This is a genomic window from Rhodopirellula sp. UBA1907, from assembly GCF_002337565.1.
In the GTDB taxonomy this organism is placed as follows: domain Bacteria; phylum Planctomycetota; class Planctomycetia; order Pirellulales; family Pirellulaceae; genus Rhodopirellula; species Rhodopirellula europaea.
On the sequence record NZ_DDGH01000078.1, the window covers coordinates 1 to 22,601 of the forward strand.

The window sequence follows — 22,601 nt, forward strand, 5'->3', positions numbered from 1 at the left end:
CGGTTCTCGGATAGGTTCTAAGTACGACGAACGCGATTTGCGGGTTGTATCAATATGACATCACAACCGCAAAGCAGGTCCGTAGCACTTGCAATTTTTCCGTGTAATGTGACGCAGGTAGTTGAGAGTTCTTTTGACCCTCGACGATCCTGCTGTCAGTACTTTGTACTAATTCATAACTTTGAGGATCAGTTCAACGATGGGTACACCCTCCGTTCAATTCCACTCGTTCGTCAAAGAATCGACTAGTCCTGAAGAACTCGAAAAGCTAGGCCAAAGAGCTGTTGCTTGGCTCGAAAGCGAGAGACTTGCAGGACTTCTACCCCACATGCACGAGCCTTCGCTGCAGAAACTACTGAATGGTGTCTTGCCGCCACCGGTACAGATGGCTTTAAGGGTAGACGAGAACGGCGAACGCGTCTTCACTTTCGCGCCGGAATCTGAAGAAAATGGCCTCGAGAATCCGCGAACCGTGTTTGATTCGGGAACCAGAATTCTTTTTTTTGGATACGAGGAAATCGACGGCGATGGTCCGACAGTGAACGAACTGAGGGCGCGAGCAAAGGATGCTCTTGGCTTGTCCGTGGCAGGTGGATTTATCGACATGGACGAAGCCAGCCTAGAAGAGGATGAATTCTAGGTGGCTTTCAGAGCCGTGCTTACCCCGCATTTGAACAGATGGAAATGCGATCAGTCGGCTTGAATTCAAGTGTCCGGCAAGGACATTCAAATCATCAGCGTTGGAAATGCTCAAAACCGCTAGTTGAAGTGTCGCTTACGAGAGTCGCAAAACACTGCCACGGCGCACCAAGAACTGCTGATTCCACTTCGCTTCGCAACCAAGAAAATTGGTGGCCCTTACGTTTTGAGACACCCTCGAGCAGTGCGTCCTGTTGCGCGGACGATGGTCTCTCAATTCCTGCGACTGTTGAGCCCCGAGTGTCCGTTGCACATGAAGCTCGGCTGTGTATCGACGTGCTAGTTCACCACTCAAACGATGACTTGGTGATCGGCTCTGCCAGTTTCCCAAATCGGCAGAATGCATGCCCCAGCTTCTTTTGATTGGGCGTGGTGCATCATGGGTGAAACAGCGTTGGCGATGCGACCATGATGGTCATGGATTTCGATCGGCTGGTCGCCACGTTCAGTCGGTGCGGATCGTAGAGGAAGTCCATTCCGCGGGGTGCATTATCAGCCGACGAGCTGGTCGTGCGGTAGATCACAACTGGTGACTGGTCGGGAATCTTCGGGCACGACGACTGGGCGGTGTACGACAAGTTCCCTGTCTAGCACACCAGACTATTGCGGGTCGACCGCAATGAAGACCTCAGACGATGGCTAGTCGACCGGCTTGGCGGTCGTTGATGGCTTGGATTGAGAAGCGATCAAAGGGCTAGACTCGCTTGCATCAGCTCTCCCGGCAGGAAGTTTCTAAAGAAACAGACGTGATGTTTCCTCCGAACTAGCCCGGGTCTTCGAACACGGTTTCCCAACGATGAGATTCCAAAGCGTCCAATTTGTCGACAAGGCGGGTTACCTGTTGTTTGCTATCATCAGCCCGCAAAACCAACGCCACTACACAAACATCATGCACTGCAAAACACGACTCGTTTTTGATTTCGATGCAATTAAAAACGGCACCGTGGTCTTCACTCACGGTGAGGGTGGGAGTTAGTTTCCTGACCAATGAGTCAACTTTTCGAACATTTGCTTCCTCACGCAGCGTTCGAATGTCGACCGAAACGTTGGATAGCAAGGTTGCGAGTAGACCATCCATGTCTTCGGCCGATACATCCGTTGTTCGCGATAGCAAGGCCACCTCGCTCAAGGCGGCTTTGAGTCTTTTTGGATTTCCGAATCGTTCAATGCATCGCACTGAAAGTCCGGAACGGCAACACGAGCGAACAAAGTTTCGCGCCAATTCCTCTTCATTTGCCGAAACAATCTGGTTCGCTTCGAATAGGGTTGCTGCGGTGGGATTCAGTAGTTTTCCGTCGAGAATCGCGGCTTCAAGGATATCCCCGCTCCCCTGCTTGCAATGAGAGCAAAACTCACCATCGTAGGTTGAGTGGAGTTGGCAATCCGGGCATCGGACAGTCTCGTCGTTGAGAAGTTTCTTTCTTGCGGTTTGATGTTGCACGGGTGCGAATTCACTACAGAAACGACTCTCGAAATTGGCGTATGAATCCGCGAAGAAGAGCTTCAGGTCCGTCACCGCGTCGCCGAGAACTGATGGTTCGCTTTGAAGTGGCGTAACCGCCGAGATAGTTGACTCAACCAACGCTACGGCTTGGTCTTTAATTTCACAAACCACTGCGATGTATGCTGCTGCTGAAGTGGCGGCGATGAATCGACTCTTGGGAATTGTTGATTCGTCTTTCGAAAGCATCAATCCGAGTCGCATAAATGCTGCGACCCGATCGTTCATCTGATATTCAAGTGAACTTAAATAGAACTGAGCATCGTCGGATAGTTTGTCGGATTCCTGGCTTTTCGATAGATCCATTTTTGCATTGACGAAGTCGCCTAGAAAAAAGCGACTGACGCCACGAATGAAATACGCTTTCGGCTCATTTGAAGAGAGTTTGATCACCACATTCGCCGCTGAGCTTGCCAGCGCAAACCGCCGCTGCTCGAAGTACGCGGTAGCTTTGAGGAGTTGGTACTGGGGCACGTTAGCGTCCATGTCAAGTTGAATCTGCAATTGCTCGATTGCTTGATCAAATTCGCTTTCACGAATCAAATTCTCCACCTGAAATAGAACCGTCTCTTCCGCCGGTACGACCGAAGCTACGTCGGCATCGACGACCTCTAAGTCACCGAGTGTTGCTCCGAGAACTTGTCGCTCGAGGGTCTGTGCAACTAATTCATCGAGACCGAGTTGAATTCGTCGGGAAGTCAGATACGTGAATTCCGGTGAAGTTATTTTTTCGTCCGCGTTGGCTGCCTTCAATGCCTCGATATAGCTGGCTTGGGCTTTTCGTTGTTTCACACTTTCAAACCCCGTTTCGTTTCCGGGATAATCGACCGCACCAAGGACGGTGGCGAAATCGGCTGATTCCCATGTAAACACTTCGCGGGGGCAGATTTCGTTGAGCATGTCGGCGAGTCCTGTAATGCGAGACGCCCCACCAACGAGCAACACGACTGGCGAATCAATGCCGGCATGTTTGCACTTCTCAAAGAACGCTTGAAGCTCGTCACACAGGCGATTGACAAACTCGGTTTCGGCTGCTCGAAATACGTTTGGATCAATTTCTATTTTGGCCGAACCAGCAGAAACGCTTTGCCGCTTCAAGCCTCGCGTGAACTGCTCTTTGACGCTTCGCAACTTGACCAAGAAGCTGTCTTTAAGACGTAAGACGGTTTCTTCGTCTTCTTCATCCTGCTCGGCCAGCAATTCATCGCAAGCGTGGTCATCAATGTCGTTGCCACCTTGCAGAAAACCGTCCGGCAGCACGCTGCTGTGCGGTGAAAAACGGTTGTTGGTCCATTCGACGACCGAGAAATCCGTGGTGCCGCCACCAATGTCAACGACAATAACATGGTCGCCGAACCGTTCCCCTTGTTTCTCGACCCACGCCCGAGCGGCAGCGGTCGGCTCGTCCATCAGGCGAACATCGTTGAACCCGGCAAGATTCGCTGCTTCGACTAACTTGCCTCGCTGGCTCTCGGTGAACGACACGGGAACCGTCAGCGTGCATTTGTCGATCGTCTGCCCGTGAAAGACGCCTTCCTCGCATCTTCGACGAACTACTCCTAGTAATTCGGCGGCGAGTTCAATTCGGGTGGGTGCAAGTCGTCCGGCACCGCAGCGTTTTTTCCCTAGTTTGTCGATTTCGCGTTTGATCTCTCGAACGATTCCCGCTGGATCAACGTCGAGTTGCGCCAACGCGTCATCGCCAACGAGAATCTCACCAGCGTCTTTCTTCGGCACATAGAAGACCGATGGAACGATTTCGCGTTGTGCGATCCCCAACTCAACCAGTTTTGCCTCTTCACGTTCAGCATCGTAGAACGCCACCTTCGTTCGAGTGGTACCGAAGTCGATCGCGAGACGCGGGCCGGATTTCATCAGCGAGATTCCTGTTCTATATTCTCGTAGTGGTTGGCAAGTTGTTCCAGACGTTCGGCGGCGTGACCAAGAATCTGCTTTGCCTCACCTTTGCTGCGGGTTCTCGCGTCAGTGACTAAATCAAGGTTTCGTTCAATCGCATCGATCATTTCAGCATCGCCCTCAGCCATCCTTGGAGCCCGATCTACTGCGGAAACACCACTTCGACCGAACAGTCGGCCCATCAAATTATGGAGCGGTTCGGACAGTGGTTTTGCGGCATCTGAGCCCAGCCACTCGAGCCCGGCCAAATCACCGCTAAAGTCCTCGTAGATTGACTTGAGCGTGCTTGCTTCGTGACTGATCTGCTGGAGCACGGAGGTCAACGACTTATGTTCGCGGCGGAGAGCATCCTGTGTCGTGCTCACATAACGCCGAACGTCGGAAAGGTCGTCATCACCTGCTTGGATGCGATCCTGCAACACGGCGAGCAATCCTTCGGAACTTACCAGCAAGTCCCCGACATCTTTCCGCTTGTTGCGTAAACGGATTTCCGCGAGGCGGCATGGTTCCCACGCTTTCGCCACGGTGCTGAGCAACTTGAGTGAGCGGCTTCGGGCAAAGAACCTTCGATCAAGCTCTGAGCGAAGAAATCCAATTCGCCCGGTGGCATTCACCAACTCCCGAAGCGACTCGCCGTCGGATGGTTTTTCTCTGAAGGCTAGCGTGATAATTAGCTTGAGTGATGGCCACGGCAACCCAAGGCCAAGTAACTCTTCGCGTTCGCTACTCGAGAGCGTACACTCAGAATGTTCGTCTACGAAATCGGCATCGGACCAAAGCAGATCATCCGTCAAGATATTTTCCGGTGTCGCTGCCAAGCGAACAAGACTATCCCAATGCGACGCATCCAGGCATTGAGCGGCACGGGCCAGCGGAGCGCTGACCGGGATGACGCACGATACGCTTTCGCCCAACGCCTTGGCGATCCTTTGCGCTTTCTCGTTGCCGGCCGTGACTTGGTCATCCGATTCGAGCGTTTCCCATTTGTGCAGTACAGCCAGACTGTTAAAGCTGGACGAACCGGGGAGTTGGGTTTGATCGCAAAAAGTTGCCAAGAACGCATCGTCTTTTTCTCTCGCAACCGGCATCAGCACATAAACAATCGCGTCCGCTTGGCTACCAAGTTGTCGGCTTTCCGAGTCACACTTCATCCCAAGGAATTCGTTCGTGGCGTGTTCGTGAGAGTCAATGACGCTGCGAAGTCCCGGAGTGTCGACGATACTGGCGACCTTCAAGAACGCGGCATCATCGAACAACTCGATGAATCGGGTATTCGCTGCTTTGGACGAGTCGCCAGACCAATCTTGAAGAGCTTCGCGATGGATCAACTCGGCTGGCTTCTCTTTCCAGTGAACACGAACAACCGATGGATCGTCACCATGCCGTATCCAATTGATCGTTGCCGTGGTTTCCGTCACGCCAGTTTGAGCGAGATCTTTTTCAAGCAACGCGTTGATCAGCGAGCTTTTGCCCACTCGCATCTGGCCGACGACCGCGACGGTGAACGGACTGGAGGCTTGCTCGCCTAGATTGACAACACGACTGACCAAGTCGGCAGTGACCGAATGCTCGGCAAGTAGTCTGGGGATTTTTTCGCAGAATGAATCAACAACTGGCTGGATATCTGCAAAATCGAAAACATGCACGCCCATCAAGATCCCTGCGGGGTGGTGTATGCTTTAATTCTCGCAAGTGCCGACTGAACGACTCGAGACTTCTTCTCCAGTTCATTCACCACGGCTTTCGCTTCATCCTTGGTACGTGAACCGGCTGCTTTTGCCTCGGCCAAATGACGGTCTAGGTCAGCTTTCGTTTGCTTAGCAGCCGACTCAAAGATTACTTGCAACGACGACGAGCACTCCTCAGCACTGTCATCGAAACGCCGTATAACCGAACGCCTAATCTGGCTGAGCTGCTGCCCCAACACCATTCGCAAATTGTTGATTAGCTGAATCTTTTCCTGTTTTTTGGCGGACTCGAGCGCTTTGCTACCCCCCCACATTCCCGCGCCCAATGCGGCAATGATTGTAAATCCTGTCAACGGAGGAAAGGCCAAAGAGGCAATAGATATTGCGAAGGTTGCGAGCCCCGCGGCGGCACTTCCACCGAGAGAGCCCGTCCGCATCGCATCAAAACTTGTCATTGAAACGACATCTAGTTCATCAGCCGTTCGGAAAACGGGGCCTTCAAACGCGTCCGAGGCTGACGAATATTCGGGAGTCTCATTGTCAATGCTGAGTTTTAAAGCTACTTCTTTGCAGACTTCTGAGTATTGAGCAACGAAATTGTCAAAGACAATCTTGAGCGCAACGCCGCAACGCTCCATGAAGTCTTGTTGAATGACCGACGCTTGTGCGTGAATCTCCTTACCTGTTAATTGTTTGATGTGATCGACATATTCGAGGAGTAGCTGTCCGTTCGGATTCAGCACCTCATCAATTCGATCAAGAGCATCTCGCCGGTGCCGGGCGAGCAAAGACGTCGCGCTTGCCAACGCCGGCTGAAGTTGACGTTGCTCCCACTCTTGGAACTCTGAAATTTTGGCTCTTCGTTCCGTTTCGATCTGGGCTAATTCAGTTGACGTTGAGTCGCGAGCAACAAGGAGCTTAGAGGCAAACTCCGTACGGAGTTTCACGGCAATTGTTTGCAGTTTCCGACAGACAACTTTCGCAATCTCGTCTTCCTTGGCTGGGATCAACTTGCCTTGTAAGAAGTGAACCAGTGGCAGATAGCCAGAACGTTGCAACCGTTTCAGATTGTTCGATTTGTCTGCTGCGTTCTTCAGTTTGGCGCTGAGCGGAAAGTAGAATAGCTTCGACGCGCCCAAACCAACTTCGGTCTCGAGAATCGACTTGTTTCGTGATTGCCAGCCTTGCCACAACTCCGTACTTGCGTTGTCAATTTTCGTTTGCACGAAGAACAATCGCTTTGTGTACTTGGATGTCAGATCCTTCAGGAATCCAATCTCATCCGCACTGATAACAGATTCGACCGAATCGAGAACGAAGATGATTCCATCGGCGTTCGGAGCGAACCGCCAAGTGATGTCTCGGTGGGCTTTGAACAGTCCGCCGACACCCGGAGTGTCAACGATGACCAAGCCTGATTCGAGCAACGGATTGGGCAGTTCAATTCCAATGAAATCAACTCGTTTCTCGTTTCCCGGATTACCGTTTTCGGTTCCATACTGAACCAATTCGTCAGCACTCACTTCCTTTGGCGGGAAGGCAACACCTGATTCAGGGTCAGGCAGGAAGAATATTTTGTGTTTCTTCTCGGGGCCGTAAATCAGTTTAAAGACAGTCGATGTTGCGATGTCCGATGAAGTGGGAAGCAATTCGGGCTCACCGAGCAATGCGTTGATGAATGAGCTTTTCCCTTTTTTAATTTCACCCATCACGACCAAGCGAAAGATTCCTCGGTTTAATCGACGGAGATCCGAGACGAGATCATCGAGCTGCCGTTGATCGACAAGCCCCTCTGCCAACGGCAGCACGGCCATCGCCGCTTCCTTGACAACACTCTTCAAGTCTGGTTTGGTCTGGACTACTTGATTCATTCAATCATCCCGTGCTTCTTCGATTCAAAATTGAGTTGCGGCCTCAGATTTCCCGCAGCAAATCGTCACGATCTTCGTTGGTCATTTCGCTGATGGTTCCCGTGACGCTGTTGACGACCGCACCGATGTACGCATCGCGAGCCGCTCCGTCGGTCATGAACCGCATCGACACGTCATCCATGTTTTGCACAAGTTGACCAAACAAGACACCTCTCGCTTCGACGAAGCGTTCCCAGTACCCGGCATCCATGTACATCCCGGCTTCTGACCTGAAACCTGTGCCAATCAAGGGATCGCTTGATAGTTCAGGCGGGGCTTCATCGGTGGCGACGTAGAACTGTCCGGAATCGCTCCATGCGTCCAGGAACTGATCCAAGGGAACACGCACTCCCGCACCGTTTGGATGACCGGGATCGTTCAATACGGCTTGCGGATTGTCTGGATCAGACAGATCTAGGCCGTTGACGACCAAAGCGTGGTCGGCTTGCCCTCCCTGAAAAAAATCTTCGATTGCCCAGTCCGTGCCCCAGAGTTCGCCGCTGTCAACACCGACGATGACTTTATGCCCCTGAGAAAGCTCGCGCACCAACCCATCGACGCCGAACGATTGGTGCGTCGCCACGCCGTGCGATTCAAGCAATCGGCCACAGTCCTCCATCGCACTTCCTTCGGACGTCAGAAACCCGCCACTGGTCGCTTCGTACACAAGTTGGGACTCGCTGACCTCAATGCCGAACTGCTGCAATATCATCTTTTGCGACACGACAGCACACGTAAAATCCGTTGTTTGCTGTGACCAACATGCGGCGTCATCCGCAAAATTGTCTGCCGCCAGGTTCTCGAAGGCAGGGACTTCATGCGCCCCGAAGCTGTTGTCGAACATGGGGCTGTAGTCGCCTGGCGAATCGATGTCTTCAAACATTATTGACCCTTTCTGGAACTGGCTCTCTTAACTCGCCCAAAAGATAGTCACTCGTTTCACCAGAGGACACTGGCATCAGCATGTTTTTGCCTGCCTCGTTTATGGTGGGCATCGATTTGCTTTTCGCTAGGGGGCAGTGCGTCGTCGAATCGACTGCATTGGTGTGCTGGATATTCGGGATTTTTGTCGAGTACCGATCGTGTTGTCGCCATGAATTTGGAAGCTCAACAACGGCTAAATTGTGGCCCCATCCTGCGCTACATAGAGGTGAAGGTGGCAGCGTTGCCACCAGCACTTTTGTACGCAGGGAGATTGAGGCATGTCTCACGTGGTAGCGATTGTGACGCAAATTAGGGACGCAGCAGCGGTCCGGAAGGCTTGCGATCGACTGGGATTGGACGAGCCGGTCGAAGGAGAGGTGAAGCTGTTCAGCCAGACCGTTTCAGGTTTGGCGGTTCAGCTTGCCAAGTGGCGTTACCCGGTGGTCTTCGATCTGAAGACCGGGGAGTCGAAGTTTGACAACTATCAGGGTTACTGGGGCAACCAGAGAGAACTCGATCAGTTCCTTCAGGCCTACGCGGTCGAGAAGACCAAGTTGGAAGCTCGCCGCAAGGGTTACTCCATCACCGAGCGACCGCTCCGCGATGGCAACATCCAGCTGTCGATCCAACTGGGAGCCTGAGCCATGAAGATCATTCAAGTGCTCGTCGCTCCCGATGGTTCCACCAAAGTCGAGACCACCGGCTTCTCCGGCAGTTCATGCCGGCAAGCCAGCGAGTTTCTCGAGCACGCCTTGGGAGATCGCCAGAGCGAACGACTCAAGGCGGAGTTTCACCAGACGGCGTGCCGCAACAACTGCGAGAGCAATCGGAGCTTCGTCAACGCGTGGCGACCGAACTCTCGCGGGTGGAAGCTTCGCTGGAGGGCTGGATGACCGAGCGTCCACGCCGAAGCATCCTGAGACGATCACGCTGATGCGTTGCTCAACCGAGATCGTCGTGGGGCAACAAGGTGAGTTGCGAATGATCTACGACGAGTCGTTTGATCTGCGACAACTGGGGCACGTTCACATCGAACGAGGCTCCCACGTTGAACCCACGATGAATGGTCAATGGACCGCTGACCTCTCACCGGTTGGCGGCCCCGTGCTTGGCCCCTTCGCTCTCCGCTCGGAAGCGATTGAGGCCGAGATCGAATGGCTCCATTGTCACTGGCTTTTGCCCGACAGTGATTCACCTCCCTGAAACCAAACTCTCTGACACCAACAAGGACACGGACATGACGACACGATTGACGGTGAGCTTGACTCGCCAAGATGGTCAGCCTGGTGATGGCAATTCTGCCGCGACCTACCAGATGGAAATCGACATCGACGATGAAGTGAATGCGGACGCCGGACGGCTCTCGGATCGCTTGCAACAAGCCTTCGCGGTGTGTCGGCGACAGGTTGACCGGGAGCTTGCAAGCAGACCGGATGGCAATGTCGAAAACAGGCATTTCAAGAGCCACGCACGATCGGGGCCGGATCCGCGTCCGGCAACGGAAGCTCAGGTGCGAGCGATCCATGCGATCGCGTCGAAGACCAACACGCGACTGGCTTCTCACTTGGACGAGGTCTACGGCGTCTCCTCGCCGCAGCATCTGACACTGAAGCAAGCTAGCGAACTGATCGGCAAGCTCAAGGATCAATTGGTTCACTAGCAATCGCCAGGCCAGTCAAATCTGCCATACCCATCGTTCCCGGACGGTGGGCATGGCAGCGTTTTTCTTAGCCCCCAGAGCTTCGGCTGCGATCAGCTCGGTTCCAGTGGTTTTGAATGCTTGGCGTGACCGGATAACGCGGATGTCCTAAACGCTTGATGTTCGTTTGCCACCGCAAAACACGTGATGTTTCTTCAATGGACGATTCGACGTTGATGTTGCACTTGCAAAGAAGGACGGAATTCATTGGCTGATCGGTGGAGATGACCACCGTGGTGAAGGATGGAATTTGCGAATTTCCACCCCTCACTCTGAAGCCCCAGCACTCAAATCATCCAAAACGTGTCACGACCCAGGTGTACTTTTGAGGGCATTTGCACCCCCGTTCCCTGCCCACTGCTGACACGTACCGATTTGACTAACGATTCCTCGAGTCAGGTGGGTCAAAAGTTGCACATCGTTATCGGGATCAATTTCGAGCCACTTCGCTGCTTTTTCAGCACGGGTGATCCGCGTTTCGGTCAGGCCAACTGCATTGCAGGCTGGATAGACGCCAGCGAGAGCGAGAATCACGCCTACCGTGTTGAAATCAAGCTCATCGTGTTCTGCCCAAGCGACATCATGAAGCAGATCATTGTCGCACTGGCAGTACACGGCCATCTCTTCCATGCTTGGGTGATAGTCAGGACGATCCTCGGCGTCACACTCCCTCAGGTAGTCACGGATGACCTTGGGTAGTTCGTTGCCCGCGGCTTGTTTGCACAGTTGGTCAGAGAGGTGGCGCAGGGTACTGAGCTCATCTGGTGATAGGCCGCTGGCTACCGGACGTTCGGTCGGCTTTGCGTTGCGTTCCTCCCGCCGCGCTGATTTCGGCTTCTTCTTAGCCCTCTTTGGTTTCGGTGCTTTGAGACCACACTTTTCGATCGCGGTGTTCCAGTCCATTTCTCCATTCTCAACCTGCTTGGCGAGCTCCGGCTCATTCTTGCAAAGCAATTCCGCAAGCCGCAGCTCCTCACGAGATAGGCCTTCTGATTTCGCCACCGTATCAAGTACTGGCGCATTCCGCCCAGTTGCAACGGAGTCCGTTGCAACTGGGTTTGTGCGACGCTTGTTGGCTTTCTTGGCACCCTCGCTTTGTCGTTTCCTGCCGGCTTGGCGTTCTACCTCCAAGCGTTTAGCTGCCACCATATTCTTTTGCCCCTTCGTCAGATGCCGTCTGGCTTCGTTCGACGATGCTACCTTCCATGGGTCGAGATCGGAGGTCTCAATCTGGTCTTCGGATATTGGGATTCCAAGCACATGCAGTGCGCACAGCCGACATCTGCCGTCCAAGAGGACGCCGTCACGGTTGATCCGAACGGGATCGAGCAGGCCAACGGTTGCAATCGAGATGACCTCGGTGGAGGGTTGTCTCGGCGTTGTCGAATCGGGCGGTCCGGCGGCCATCCTTCCGCACCTTGCCTTGTCAAAACGAAAGCTACACGCCGTTCGCGTCGAGCGTCCGGTCATCAAGCGATCTGTCTGCTTGATTCGTCGCAATTCGATGGGTGAGAGCCGCGCATCCGAAGCATTTTCGGGGTTGGTCAGAAAAGCGACCGTCGATATCAGCTAATCACCAATCGTCGTCAGTGGAATGCGCGGCGAGCTTGGGTGAGCACCATGCGAAGTTCGATCACGGTGCGGTATCGGGGGGCGTTCCTGAACTGGATGAACTGCTCGGCGGTGGATTGCAACGTGGAACCAGCACATTGATCATCGGCGCGGCGGGTAGGGCGTCATTGAGGAAATCTTGTCGTGGTTCAGAGACTCGGGCCGAAGCGATTATTTCCCTTCTTTCCGTGATGAAGATGGTCCGTTTTGCCCGTGCTTCGAGCTCAGTAGAAGTGGCCCCAAACGCTAAGCATTTGTGCTCATTAGAGCGAACTTGAAACTCGTGCTCGTTGGCAAGTCGACGAACCATCTCAATGAATCTTTGGTAGATCGCTTGTCGAAGTTGTACAGTCGATCGATTCGAGAATCAGCCAATCGAGTGGGGTAATTCGGCCACGGCCGTCGTTGGATTGCTTCTTTCAAGCTCGAGTTCCCACATCATGTTCGATACTTAGGATTTCACGATGAAGAAGATTATTCTGGCTGCACTGGCTCTGTTCGTCTTGCCCGCAACAGTGCAAGCGGACCATCACAACGAAGCCGCTAAGAAGAACATTGTTGAGACCGCGGTTTCGGCGAAGTTCAACACGCTGGTCGCCGCGGTGAAGGCAGGCGGTTTGGTGGAAACACTGAGTGGTGAAGGCCCATTCACGGTGTTTGCCCCGACTGACGAAGCATTTGAAAAGCTGCCCGAAGGCACACTGCAAAGCCTACTGAAACCAGAAAACAAAGATCAGTTGGTTGCGATCTTGAAGTACCACGTCGTATCGGGAAAGGTGCCCGCAAAGACCGTTGTGACTCTGGAATCAGCTGAAACCTTGGGCGGAGAAGTCAGCATCGAAGTCAAGGACGGAACCGTAATGCTGAACGACAAAACCAAGGTCGTGAAAACGGACGTGATGACCAGCAACGGCATCATCCACGTGATTGACTCGGTCCTCTTGCCGCCTAGCAAATAAGCTGTCACCGGTGCATGCAGCGGCCACGAATTGAAACTCAAGTAGCTCGTCGAAAACGGCGGGCTATTTTTGTTTGTGCCACAAGTAAGCAGGTTGAACGCCAGGAGTAACCGACGCTACTTCACCAAAGGGTTCCGTCAGGCAGCATTTCATTTTTCACCTCTGCAACAAAGTCCTCCGTCTGAGCCGCTTATGATCACGGCTTCTACGTCGACGAACACCGTGTGCAAACTGCCAGCGAAAGCGGCCTACGAAAACGTGCCGGGGCCAAGAAAGGTGAAGCCTACGGCATGCGGGCAACGCCATCAGCAAAATACCGCCTAGCTGAGATGCCCCGAACAGAAGACGCGAAAGTCACTGCGGAAAACCGCAGGGCGATTGCGAGTTTTTTCGGCGAGCCGTATTGCGTCACGGAAGAACCGGGCTTTTCATTCGGACTGCTTCCAGCCTGCTAGACACTTTTCCTCGCAATAAATGGTGACCCGGCGGGAGCTATTCCGGTTCCCGCCGGGTCTCGCTGGCGAGGGGCACTCAGCCAGCGGGGCACGCTAGTTTTAAGCTCGGTCCTAGGCCTAGGGAAATCCCCCATGCAGTCAGACCGGAATCAAGTCGATAGCACCAACAGCGGCATCGCCGACTTGGTACTTGACTTGGGGCACAAACGGGCAGTTACTGAGTCGGCGTTGCCTTTTCAAGTGGAGCAGCAACACGATATTTGCATTGGCGACTGAGTGGTCTGATGCCGCCTAGGTTGGAGTAGATAGCCTCACAAACTATTTCGTCCGAGCCCTCCGCCGATGTGAATCCTTGCGGTCAGATTCGACCGATCTTCACATCGCCAGCGAGTCGGCCGGACGCTCGAAACCGACAATCGCATTCGCAAAGCAATCGTTGGATGTCGGGGAATCTTCCGCACTTCGGCATTGTGATCGGGCATTACCCGACAAAAACACGAACTGGAGCGGTGCTCAATTTACGCAATGATTTTTCGGTGCATGGGTGATTCTGTACCCCATGATATGAGTGGGGCAGATGCCAATCCGGTGTACTGGAAGGGGCAATCCAGGCACCGGAAAGGCACCGCTCGTGAAAATGTGCGAACCTTGGCTTAATGAGAAGCCCTTGTGCGGGCAGACATCAAACCAATTGCCTTCGTGCTCGAGACACGATAGCAACACGCAACCCCTGTCAACCGCTCGACGACGTCTTCGAGACGCTGCGGCCGACGGTCGTACTTCATCTTCACATCGAGACGAAACGCTTGAAGTTCGGACCGCCAATGGGTATCGCGGATGGCATGCGTGGAATCGTTGGCGGCCACCTGCAAATCTGCCCCGGTGAGTGGCCCGAGCTCAGTTGCCACCAAGAGGACCCTAGCGCCGTGAGACGGTGGCCAACGTGTCGCATCAACCCAAAATGGAACCAGACTCCTGCCGTTGGCCATCGCGAAGATGATCGAAAAGGAAAGTCGCGACCGGAATGCCTCGGGTTTTTCATCTCAAGCGGCAGAGTGATTCGCACACGATGCGATGCAAAGAGACCAAGCTGTTCGCCTTGCTTCTCTCTAGCGTGAACTCATAATCTGGACATTGGTTCGCAGCCAACTGAGCCGACTCGTTGTCGCAAGGCTCTGGGCCGACAAGGCATGATCATGGGCATGCGAATGACAACTTACTGACGTCCGATCTGGAAGAAGCAACTTTCCTTGAAATCACGAGGAAGAAGTGAGCGAGTCTGAATAGTGGCAACGGACGTCTGAACGGGGCAATGTCAGGATACTGTTGGATCCGTTCATTTGTGGATTGACTATGCCGATGCCAGTCTTCAATCGCCCGGCATCGATACAAGCTTGCAGTAGCTCGGTTGTTCTTAGACCGCACCCGCGTGGCGAACAAGTTGGTTGGCAAACGACCGATGACATTTGATGGATGCAGAGTCGATTGCGAGGTGCATCCTCCGCCGCGTTCGTGGCATAGGGTTTGCTCGGGTGGAGGCAAATTAGCGGCCGATCGGACTCGGTCCGCGATCTCGTTGGGTGACCGATGAGATTCAACTCGGCCGTCAACTTCAATCTCGGGATATCCTTTGCTTCAGTACTGGTACAAAAACGCGGTCCTCTACAACTTGGATGTTGAAACGTTCCAGGACAGCAACGATGACGGCATCGGCGACTTCGTCGGATTGACTCAGCGGTTGGACTACCTCGCTGGCCTTGGTGTTACCTGCCTTTGGTTGGCTCCTTTCTATCCGACGCCAAATCGCGACAACGGTTACGACGTGGAGGACTACTACGACGTCGATCCGCGGTTGGGTGACCTGGGTGACTTCGTCGATTTCATTCGGGCGGCGCAACAGCGTGGCATCCGAGTAATCATTGATTTGGTCGTCAATCACACGTCGATCAATCACCCCTGGTTTCAGTCATCCCGATCGAGTGAGGATTCACCGTACCGTGACTACTACATTTGGAAGAAAAACAAGCCGGAGAACGCGGACGGCTTCCTGGTGTTTCCTGGATATCAAGAGACGACCTGGACGTACGACCGCAAGCGAAAGGAATATTACTTCCACCGCTTTTACGAACACCAAGCTGAACTGAACATCGGTAACCCGGAGGTTCGCGACGAGATTCGCAAGATCATGGCGTTCTGGCTGCAGCTTGGTGTGTCAGGGTTTCGCGTCGACGCGGTTCCGTTTCTCATCGAGCTGAAGCACATGGACAGTGCCAACGTGGATCAACCGTACGAGTACCTGCGTGAGTTCCGTGACTATCTCAGTTGGGTCAAGGGCGATGCGATTCTGCTGGCCGAAGCCAACGTCGGAATGGAGGAAGTGCCGAAGTACTACGGCAACGGCGACAAACTGCACATGATGTTTAATTTCATGTTGAACCAGCACTTGATGTATTCGCTGATGTCGGGCAATGCGATGACGGTACGAGAAGGCATGTATCAGCCGCCACCGATCCCTGACAATTGCCAGTGGGCAAACTTCCTGCGAAACCATGACGAATTCCCGGTGGGCCGCCTGAGTAAATCCCAGCAGGAAGAGATGTACGAAGCTTGGGCTCCGGACGAAAACATGCGAATATACGATCGCGGGATTCGCCGACGACTTGCACCGATGCTTGAGGGCAACCTGCGACAGCTTAAGCTTTCACACAGCTTGCTGATGACGATGCCTGGCACTCCGGTGCTGCGTTACGGCGAGGAAATCGGCATGGGCGAAGACTTGTCGCTGGACGAACGGAACACGACTCGCACACCAATGCAGTGGCAGAGCGACAAAGGTGGTGGATTCACCAAGGCTGACCGCAGCGACATGGTGCGTCCTATTATTCACCGCGGTGAATTTTCGTACAAAAAGGTAAACGTCACTGATCAACAGCGTGACTCTGAATCGTTGCTCAGTGTCACCGAGCACATGATCCGCGTCCGCAAAGAAAACCCGGCGTTTGGATACGGCAAGTGGTCGATCGTTGAAACGGGGAATACCGAGGTACTGGCGCATCGCTTGGATTGGCGGGACAAGACCGTCGTGGCCGTTCATAACTTTGGGCAATCATCGCTGAGCATCGAGCTGGATTTGCCAGTCGATCTGAAGAAGCAAATGTCCGAGATGTTGTCTGACGCCGATTACGAAACAATCAACAACACCGATGGCGAAATCGATATCGAGGGGTACGGCTACCGTTGGTTCCAAATCGATGGAGGCTCATCATGAATCTCCCACTACGACACGTCGACTTCTCTGAAGACTCGCTCCAGCGACAGCAGCAATTGGTATCTCGCGAATGGTTGTTAACGGCTGGAAACGGAAGCTACTCGATGGGGAGTCTGGGGTTCGTGCCCACACGACGGCATCATGGTTTGCTGGTCGCCAACTTGCCCGCACCGCTCGGGCGAACGATGTCATTGATCCAACTACGAGAAGAGGTGGTTGGTGCCGACGGTGAAGTGATCGGTCGCCTGTGGGGGAAGGAGTCCGTCGAGCACGGTCTTCAGATACACGGCGACTCGGCTTTGGAAAGCTTCCGGCTTGAGGGTGGTCTCCCGGTATGGCAATACCGGATCGGTTCGATTGCCATTGAGAAAGCATTGGTGCTACCTCATGGGAGTTCAACCGCCTGTGTTCGCTATCGTCTTGACTTAGGCTCAGACCCCAGCGAAACGTTGACACTCCGCCTGAGGCCGATGGTTCAGTTTCGTGGGCACAACGATTCCGTCGACACGCCATGTGAAGCGAGCTGCCGTTCCGTCGAGCTTGATCGGTCGTACGAGGTATCCGCTGAACGATGTGCTACTCCGTTGCGAATTCGTTTTAATGGTTGTGAACCATCCTACGTTTGCGATCCAGTGTCTGATCCTGGCTGCTTTTACCGTGTTGAACAATCACGTGGCTATGACCACATGGGAACGTTGCACAGTGATGGCTTTTTCAATCTGGACGTTGCGAAAGCCACCGAAATCTTGGTGACCGCTTCGATGGATCCTTGGGACGATGTCGATCGCCTGCTAACGTCAGATGTGTTCGAAACAGAGCGTCACCGTCGTCTCAGCTTGCTCGAGCAAGCGACATCCTGCAAAATCGACAGCCAGACCTTCGACGACGTCACATCGGAATTGATATTGGCGGCGGATCAGTTCGTGATCGCTCCTGCCCCTCGCCAAGCCGACCGTCCCGATAGTGACCCGCGAACCGAGGAGCCAGTACGGCGAAGCATCATCGCAGGGTACCCTTGGTTCACCGATTGGGGCCGCGATACGATGATCAGTCTGCCAGGATTGACTTTGGCGACGGGGCGATTCGACGATGCCAAAAGCATTTTGTTGACGTTTGCCGATTACGTGCGTGATGGATTGATCCCGAACTTGTTCCCCGAGGGTGGCCAAGAAGGGATGTACCACACCGCTGACGCCACGCTGTGGTTCTTCCAGGCAATCGCAGAATATCAACGAGCGACTGGTGACGATGAACTCGTCCAACAGCTCCTGCCGAAACTCTCGCAGATCGTCGACGCTCATCGAACTGGCACACGGTTTGGCATCCGAGTCGACCCAAGTGATGGCTTGCTCATCCAGGGCGAGGAAGGTGTCCAACTGACATGGATGGACGCCAAAGCCGGCGACTGGGTTGTGACACCTCGACGCGGCAAAGCGGTTGAGATCAATGCGCTTTGGTACAACGCAATCAAACTCCATTCAGAATGGCTTCGTCAATTCGGTTCATCAGATCAACTTGATTCGATTGGTGACCAAGTGGATCAGACCTACCGCTCGTTCAATGAACGATTTTGGTTCGCCGAGGGCAACCATTTATTTGACATCGTCGACGGCGAGTGCGGCGATGACGCATCGCTACGGCCGAATCAGTTGTTTGCACTTTCGTTGACTCATCCAGTACTCGGTCGAAAGCACTGGGATGACGTCATCGATTCTTGCGTCGAACACTTGTTGACGCCTTTGGGATTGAGATCGCTCGCGATGTCGTCACCGGATTATCACGGCGTCTACCATGGTGACGTTGTCAAACGGGATGCCGCCTACCACCAAGGCACGGTGTGGTCGTGGTTGATTGGGCCAATGGTCAGAGCATGGTGCCGAGCGAATCCTGATAGCGGCAACGTAGCTGCTGACTGGCTTGTCGGACTGGAAGAGCACTTGGGCGAAAGTTGCATCGGACAATTGAGCGAAATCTTCGAAGGCAATGCTCCGCACGCAGCAAAGGGGTGCAACGCCCAGGCTTGGTCGATCGGTGAGATGTTGATCGCCAAGCAGTTGGTTGCCAGACAGTCCGCCAACAACGCTTGACGTGAGACATTGATCGAGCCAAGCATTGCATAACAAAAAGGCGGTGGCGGTCGTTGTATGGGGATGCTTGTCTTCCGCGTACTTTTTGTGTCATCAACGATGCAGCACTGCTGTGAATCACGATGGAAAGCGTCATTGTGGTGAGAACAATTCCAGCTAGTCGTTTCGCAATGGGATCCATCTGTCCATGCCTGCTCACGCAGCTTTGGTGGTGTACCGATCCAATTTCGTGACGGCCTTTCATTCTCGGTGCGAGTGGCGCACCGGTTGGCTGGAATAACTCGATGCTCAGATTCGTCGGGTCTATTCCAGTTCGATCACCACTGTTTCGATCTGAGCAGAAAACTTGAACGGTGCTTGATAGGCGTCCGTCACAGGCTGGCCACTGTCTTCGCCGATGCCAAAGGTATCGATCCCGAAGCGAGCAGCTACGGTCGCCTCCATTTCGCCCATGGCAACCGTTTCGCCGTTGACCTTCAGAGCGATCTTGGCGTCTTTGCCCACCTCTCCTTTGGCTCCCTGATAGTCGAAGTCCACTTCGATCGTTGCGTCACCAACTGGAACTGGCGATTGTCCTTTCAACACCGTGTGCTCTTCAAAGAAGTTGTAGTCGAATACCGGTACGCCCTTCTCGAGGTAAAGCGTTATCCCCGCCGCGACTCCGCCGAAACCCATGATCACGCCTTCGGTGCTTTCTCCCTTCGTCTTGATGTTCGCGGTAAGCGTCCAGCTTCTGTTCTTCATCGGAGGCGCTGCAGGTTCGGCAATTCGCGTTGCGCCGGGATAGTATGTATAAGTCGACGAATCTTCGTCGGCACCAGGTACCGGCGGTTTGGGCGTAGCAAGTCTCGCTGCACCGCGATCGTCCAACGGGTAGACATCGTGTTTCTCCGCTGCCGCGTCGAACTTGCGCTTCATTTCCGCCAGCTTCTCGGGCATTTTGCTCGCGAGGTCGTTCGCCTCGGAGAAATCCTTTTCCAGATTGTAAAGTTCCCATTGGTCTTTGTCCCAGTTCCCTGGGGCGAGGTCTTGTCGCCAAGGACGGGTGTGCTGCGCGTTCGCCTTCCAACCTTCTTCGTAGATCGATCGGTTGCTGAGCACTTCGAAGTACTGTTCGCTACGCCCTTCAAAATCAGGGTTGTTGAAGCTGTCGAGGAACGATTTTCCGGCCAACGGCTTTTGGTCAACACCGTTGACCGATTCCGGCATCGGAACTCCAGCAGCGTCAAGGATCGTTGGTACCACGTCGACCAAGTGCAAGAACGCATCACGCGGTTTGGAATCGTGCTCGATCTTCGCCGGCCATGAAACAACCATCGGGTTGCGAGTTCCACCGAGGTGCGAGGCGACTTGCTTCACCCATTGGAATGGTGTGTTACCGGCCCACGCCCAGCCAACTGGATAGTGCGGTTCCGTTTCCGGACCTCCCAGTTTGTCGAGGTTCTTCAAGACGTCATCTAGCTCAGTCGGCAAGCCGTTCAAATTTTTGATCTCGTTGAGTGTCCCATCGGGGCCTCCCTCCGATGACGCGCCGTTGTCACCGACGATGTACATCACAAGCGTGTTCTTGGCATCGGGTAATTCCTTCACTGCATCTAGAAGCCGTCCAACTTCATGGTCCGTGAAGGCAAAGTACCCAGCGAAGTTTTCGAACAGAGCAGCGTAGACCTTTTTCTGTTCATCATTGAGGCTATCCCAAGCGGGGACCCAATCCGGCCGTGGCGTCAGTTCGGTGCCGTCGGGAATGATGCCCATCTCGAGCTGATTCTGGTAGACCAGTTCACGATACTTCTCCCATCCCATGTCGAACTTGCCCTTGAACGGTTCACGCCACTCGGCCGTCACATGGTGCGGGGCGTGCATGGCACCGGGGGCGAAGTACATGAAGAAAGGCTTCTCAGGCGCGACCGACTTGGAGAACTTCATTCTAGCGATCGCCTTGGCCGTCATGTCGGACATGAAGTGGTAGCCTTCTTCCGGAGTTTTGTCAGGCTCCACGGGCGTGGTATTTTCAAAGATGACGGGGTAGTACTGGTGCGTTTCGCCAGCGTTGAACCCGTAGAAGTATTCAAAACCCATTCCCGTCGGCCAGCGATCAAACGGACCGGCTACCGTGGTTTCCCAGTCCGGGGTGTTGTGATTCTTCCCGTACCACCACGTGTTGTAGCCGTTGCCTTTTAGAACTTCGCCAATGGTGGCCGTTGTCTTGGGAAGCATCGTGGAATAGTTGGGGTATCCAGTCGCCCATTCCATCAAAAACCGTTGCCGCACTCATGGTGGTTTCGTCCGGTCAATAAGGCAGCACGCGACGGTCCGCAGATTGCCGTCGTGTGGAATCTGTTGAACTTCAGACCTTCCGAAGCCAGCTTGTCGAGATTGGGAGTTGGAATCAGACCGCCGAATGTTGAGGTCTGACCGAAACCAACGTCATCCAGGAGAATGACAATAACATTTGGCGCATCCTCCGGAGCTTTGACAGGTTGCGGCCAATCTGGCTGGCTTTGTTTGTATGTATTCCCGAGTTCGCCCTCGAACGGCGACAACTCGATGGGCAGCCGACTCCGATCCGGCCAATCGCTCTCCTGCGCAGAGCCCAAAACTTGAATGAAAGTCAAAAAAACAATGGCTAGCAAATGACGCATGGATTGGGCCGTTTGGACTGGAGTTATGGAGTGCACAAAAACGATTGACCGGCAGAGACAGCAAACGAACGCTCAATACTTCTCAACAATGGGTGGCTTCCAGGTTCCTTCTGTGATTCCCTCTTTTCCCCAATAAGCTCGAAGGTAGAGGGAGAAAACGTCATCCGGAGCTGGCAACCAGTTGCTTTTTTTGTCAGCCCCTGGGCTTTTGCTACCGGCATAAAGCACTAGAGAACCGTCATCCCCGTATTTCAAGGTTTTGTTCTTGGTTCCCAGCGAGTATCGCTCAAGATCGTTGTCGTGAAAGAAGTGTTCCTTGTCGTACAGCGTCAGCGACCAGAATCCATTGACCGGCGGCAACTCGCCGGCGGCGAAATAGATTTTGTAGTTGTTATTGCCGTCGAGTTTTTGGCCTTCAGTCGTGAAGTCGGTGTAGAAGTACTGCGTTTCGTTGGGACGGTTGTCGAAAATGTTCGACCGCGATGTGCTCACACGGTTGTGATAGTCGACACCCCACTGTGCGTTGTTTTGCGAGCGATTCCAGTTGTTGCCTGCAGGCTTGCCGTTGTACTTCCAATTCAAAAAGTCAGCGATCATTTGCTCGTCCATCTCGACGGCCGTGTCGTGTAGCAACTGTTTGATTTTCGGCTCACGCTTGGCGACCGCCAACAGCGCACGAAATTGACTGTATAAAGCTTCTTCGCCAGGCTGCGGTGCAACCGTAGCGAGCACGATTTCCAGCTGATCGAAGTACTTTTGGGGCTTCACCCATTTCGTCTCGCCTCCCGAGGCCGCCTCGCCGAACGAAGGAGCATTTGACCAATCAACCACCTTCACCTCTCCGGTGTATTCACTTAGCGGGTACACGGAGATGTTATTGATGGCTGGCTGGATAGCTTCTCGATCTTCTTCCGTGTCGTCCATGAAAACCCTGGGGATGATGTTGGCGACATCGGTAGGGCTACGGAGGGCATCGACGAATCCTTCGGGTGTTCCGCCTTCGTAGTTGGGACCGGTCAGCAAGTAAAAACCCGGCTCGCTGTTGTACGGTTTGCCGAGGTGCCCGACTTGGTCCGTTCGCTGATCGTAGATCGCGTAAACCCAGAAGCGGTCGCCAAAGTCAGGCACCTGCAGGACAACGGGCTCCTTCCCAAGGTCCAAGAATCCCAGGCCGTAAACAACATCCTGATTGGGACACGCGACCGAACGCTGTCCAGGATTGATCCCGCATTATTCACCAA

The 22,601-nt window shown here is 53.8% G+C and carries 15 protein-coding genes and 1 pseudogene; 8 read left to right on the forward strand and 8 right to left on the reverse strand.

What is annotated here, in order from left to right:
- Positions 1–328: 328 nt before the first annotated feature.
- A complete protein-coding gene (locus tag B2R17_RS16635) occupies positions 329–640 on the forward strand; it encodes a hypothetical protein (protein WP_286764869.1) in 312 nt (103 codons plus the stop codon).
- Positions 641–1,462: 822 nt separating this feature from the next.
- Here B2R17_RS16635 and B2R17_RS16640 read toward each other — a convergent pair.
- From B2R17_RS16640 to B2R17_RS16655, 4 genes are read right to left on the reverse strand one after another with little or no spacing between them, the layout of a single operon-like run.
- Complete coding sequence (locus B2R17_RS16640; RefSeq protein WP_286764870.1) at positions 1,463–4,075, reverse strand: Hsp70 family protein; 2,613 nt, start codon at positions 4,073–4,075, stop codon at positions 1,463–1,465.
- Positions 4,075–5,763, reverse strand: coding sequence for a dynamin family protein (locus tag B2R17_RS16645; protein ID WP_286764871.1), 1,689 nt, complete (start codon positions 5,761–5,763; stop codon positions 4,075–4,077). The genes B2R17_RS16640 and B2R17_RS16645 overlap by 1 nt, the downstream gene beginning before the upstream one ends.
- 5 nt (positions 5,764–5,768) lie before the next feature.
- The gene (locus B2R17_RS16650) at positions 5,769–7,676 is read right to left on the reverse strand and encodes a dynamin family protein (RefSeq protein ID WP_349676996.1); all 1,908 of its coding nucleotides are present in this window, start codon (positions 7,674–7,676) and stop codon (positions 5,769–5,771) included.
- Between the two features lie 43 nt (positions 7,677–7,719).
- Entirely contained in the window at positions 7,720–8,598 is an 879-nt protein-coding gene (locus B2R17_RS16655; protein WP_286764872.1) for a hypothetical protein, read from the reverse strand.
- A 319-nt stretch (positions 8,599–8,917) separates the two neighbouring features.
- On the opposite strand from B2R17_RS16655, the gene B2R17_RS16660 reads away from it, so the two are divergent.
- From B2R17_RS16660 to B2R17_RS16675, 4 genes and pseudogenes are all read left to right on the forward strand, one after another.
- Positions 8,918–9,280: a hypothetical protein gene (locus B2R17_RS16660; protein ID WP_286764873.1), complete on the forward strand. Its 363-nt coding sequence runs from the start codon at positions 8,918–8,920 to the stop codon at positions 9,278–9,280.
- A gap of 3 nt (positions 9,281–9,283) precedes the next feature.
- Positions 9,284–9,439: pseudogene (locus B2R17_RS16665) on the forward strand (DUF2997 domain-containing protein); the annotation flags it as partial.
- Positions 9,440–9,572: 133 nt separating this feature from the next.
- Positions 9,573–9,842: a hypothetical protein gene (locus B2R17_RS16670; RefSeq protein WP_286764874.1), complete on the forward strand. Its 270-nt coding sequence runs from the start codon at positions 9,573–9,575 to the stop codon at positions 9,840–9,842.
- A complete protein-coding gene (locus tag B2R17_RS16675; protein ID WP_008665903.1) occupies positions 9,826–10,299 on the forward strand; it encodes a hypothetical protein in 474 nt (157 codons plus the stop codon). The genes B2R17_RS16670 and B2R17_RS16675 overlap by 17 nt, the downstream gene beginning before the upstream one ends.
- A gap of 345 nt (positions 10,300–10,644) precedes the next feature.
- Here B2R17_RS16675 and B2R17_RS16680 read toward each other — a convergent pair whose 3' ends face one another.
- Positions 10,645–11,631, reverse strand: a complete 987-nt coding sequence (locus B2R17_RS16680; RefSeq protein ID WP_286764875.1) for a hypothetical protein — start codon at positions 11,629–11,631, stop codon at positions 10,645–10,647.
- A 782-nt stretch (positions 11,632–12,413) separates the two neighbouring features.
- Between B2R17_RS16680 and B2R17_RS16685 the strand changes: the two genes are divergently transcribed.
- The 3 genes from B2R17_RS16685 (at position 12,414) to B2R17_RS16695 (ending at position 18,718) form a co-directional block, all read left to right on the forward strand.
- The gene (locus B2R17_RS16685; RefSeq protein WP_007340816.1) at positions 12,414–12,908 is read left to right on the forward strand and encodes a fasciclin domain-containing protein; all 495 of its coding nucleotides are present in this window, start codon (positions 12,414–12,416) and stop codon (positions 12,906–12,908) included.
- Positions 12,909–14,993: 2,085 nt separating this feature from the next.
- Entirely contained in the window at positions 14,994–16,631 is a 1,638-nt protein-coding gene (locus B2R17_RS16690; RefSeq protein WP_008668997.1) for an alpha-amylase family protein, read from the forward strand.
- Entirely contained in the window at positions 16,628–18,718 is a 2,091-nt protein-coding gene (locus tag B2R17_RS16695) for an amylo-alpha-1,6-glucosidase (RefSeq protein WP_286764876.1), read from the forward strand. The genes B2R17_RS16690 and B2R17_RS16695 overlap by 4 nt, the downstream gene beginning before the upstream one ends.
- Positions 18,719–19,021: 303 nt before the next feature.
- On the opposite strand, the gene B2R17_RS16700 is transcribed toward B2R17_RS16695, so the two are convergent.
- From B2R17_RS16700 to B2R17_RS16710, 3 genes are all read right to left on the reverse strand, one after another.
- Positions 19,022–20,989, reverse strand: coding sequence for a sulfatase-like hydrolase/transferase (locus B2R17_RS16700; protein ID WP_286764877.1), 1,968 nt, complete (start codon positions 20,987–20,989; stop codon positions 19,022–19,024).
- Positions 20,971–21,360: a sulfatase-like hydrolase/transferase gene (locus tag B2R17_RS16705; protein WP_286764878.1), complete on the reverse strand. Its 390-nt coding sequence runs from the start codon at positions 21,358–21,360 to the stop codon at positions 20,971–20,973. The genes B2R17_RS16700 and B2R17_RS16705 overlap by 19 nt, the downstream gene beginning before the upstream one ends.
- A 72-nt stretch (positions 21,361–21,432) precedes the next feature.
- Complete coding sequence (locus B2R17_RS16710; RefSeq protein ID WP_286764880.1) at positions 21,433–22,584, reverse strand: DUF1254 domain-containing protein; 1,152 nt, start codon at positions 22,582–22,584, stop codon at positions 21,433–21,435.
- Between the last annotated feature and the right edge of the window lie 17 nt (positions 22,585–22,601).

What these genes read in the sequence shown, in the direction of transcription:
- B2R17_RS16635 (WP_286764869.1), top strand. Translation starts at nt 329, where the DNA reads ATGCACGAGCCTTCGCTGCAGAAACTACTGAATGGTGTCTTGCCGCCA.
- B2R17_RS16670 (WP_286764874.1), top strand. Translation starts at nt 9,573, where the DNA reads ATGCGTTGCTCAACCGAGATCGTCGTGGGGCAACAAGGTGAGTTGCGA.
- B2R17_RS16640 (WP_286764870.1), bottom strand. Translation starts at nt 4,075, where the DNA reads ATGAAATCCGGCCCGCGTCTCGCGATCGACTTCGGTACCACTCGAACG.
- B2R17_RS16695 (WP_286764876.1), top strand. Translation starts at nt 16,628, where the DNA reads ATGAATCTCCCACTACGACACGTCGACTTCTCTGAAGACTCGCTCCAG.
- B2R17_RS16685 (WP_007340816.1), top strand. Translation starts at nt 12,414, where the DNA reads ATGAAGAAGATTATTCTGGCTGCACTGGCTCTGTTCGTCTTGCCCGCA.
- B2R17_RS16650 (WP_349676996.1), bottom strand. Translation starts at nt 7,676, where the DNA reads ATGAATCAAGTAGTCCAGACCAAACCAGACTTGAAGAGTGTTGTCAAG.
- B2R17_RS16660 (WP_286764873.1), top strand. Translation starts at nt 8,918, where the DNA reads ATGTCTCACGTGGTAGCGATTGTGACGCAAATTAGGGACGCAGCAGCG.
- B2R17_RS16705 (WP_286764878.1), bottom strand. Translation starts at nt 21,360, where the DNA reads ATGCGTCATTTGCTAGCCATTGTTTTTTTGACTTTCATTCAAGTTTTG.
- B2R17_RS16655 (WP_286764872.1), bottom strand. Translation starts at nt 8,598, where the DNA reads ATGTTTGAAGACATCGATTCGCCAGGCGACTACAGCCCCATGTTCGAC.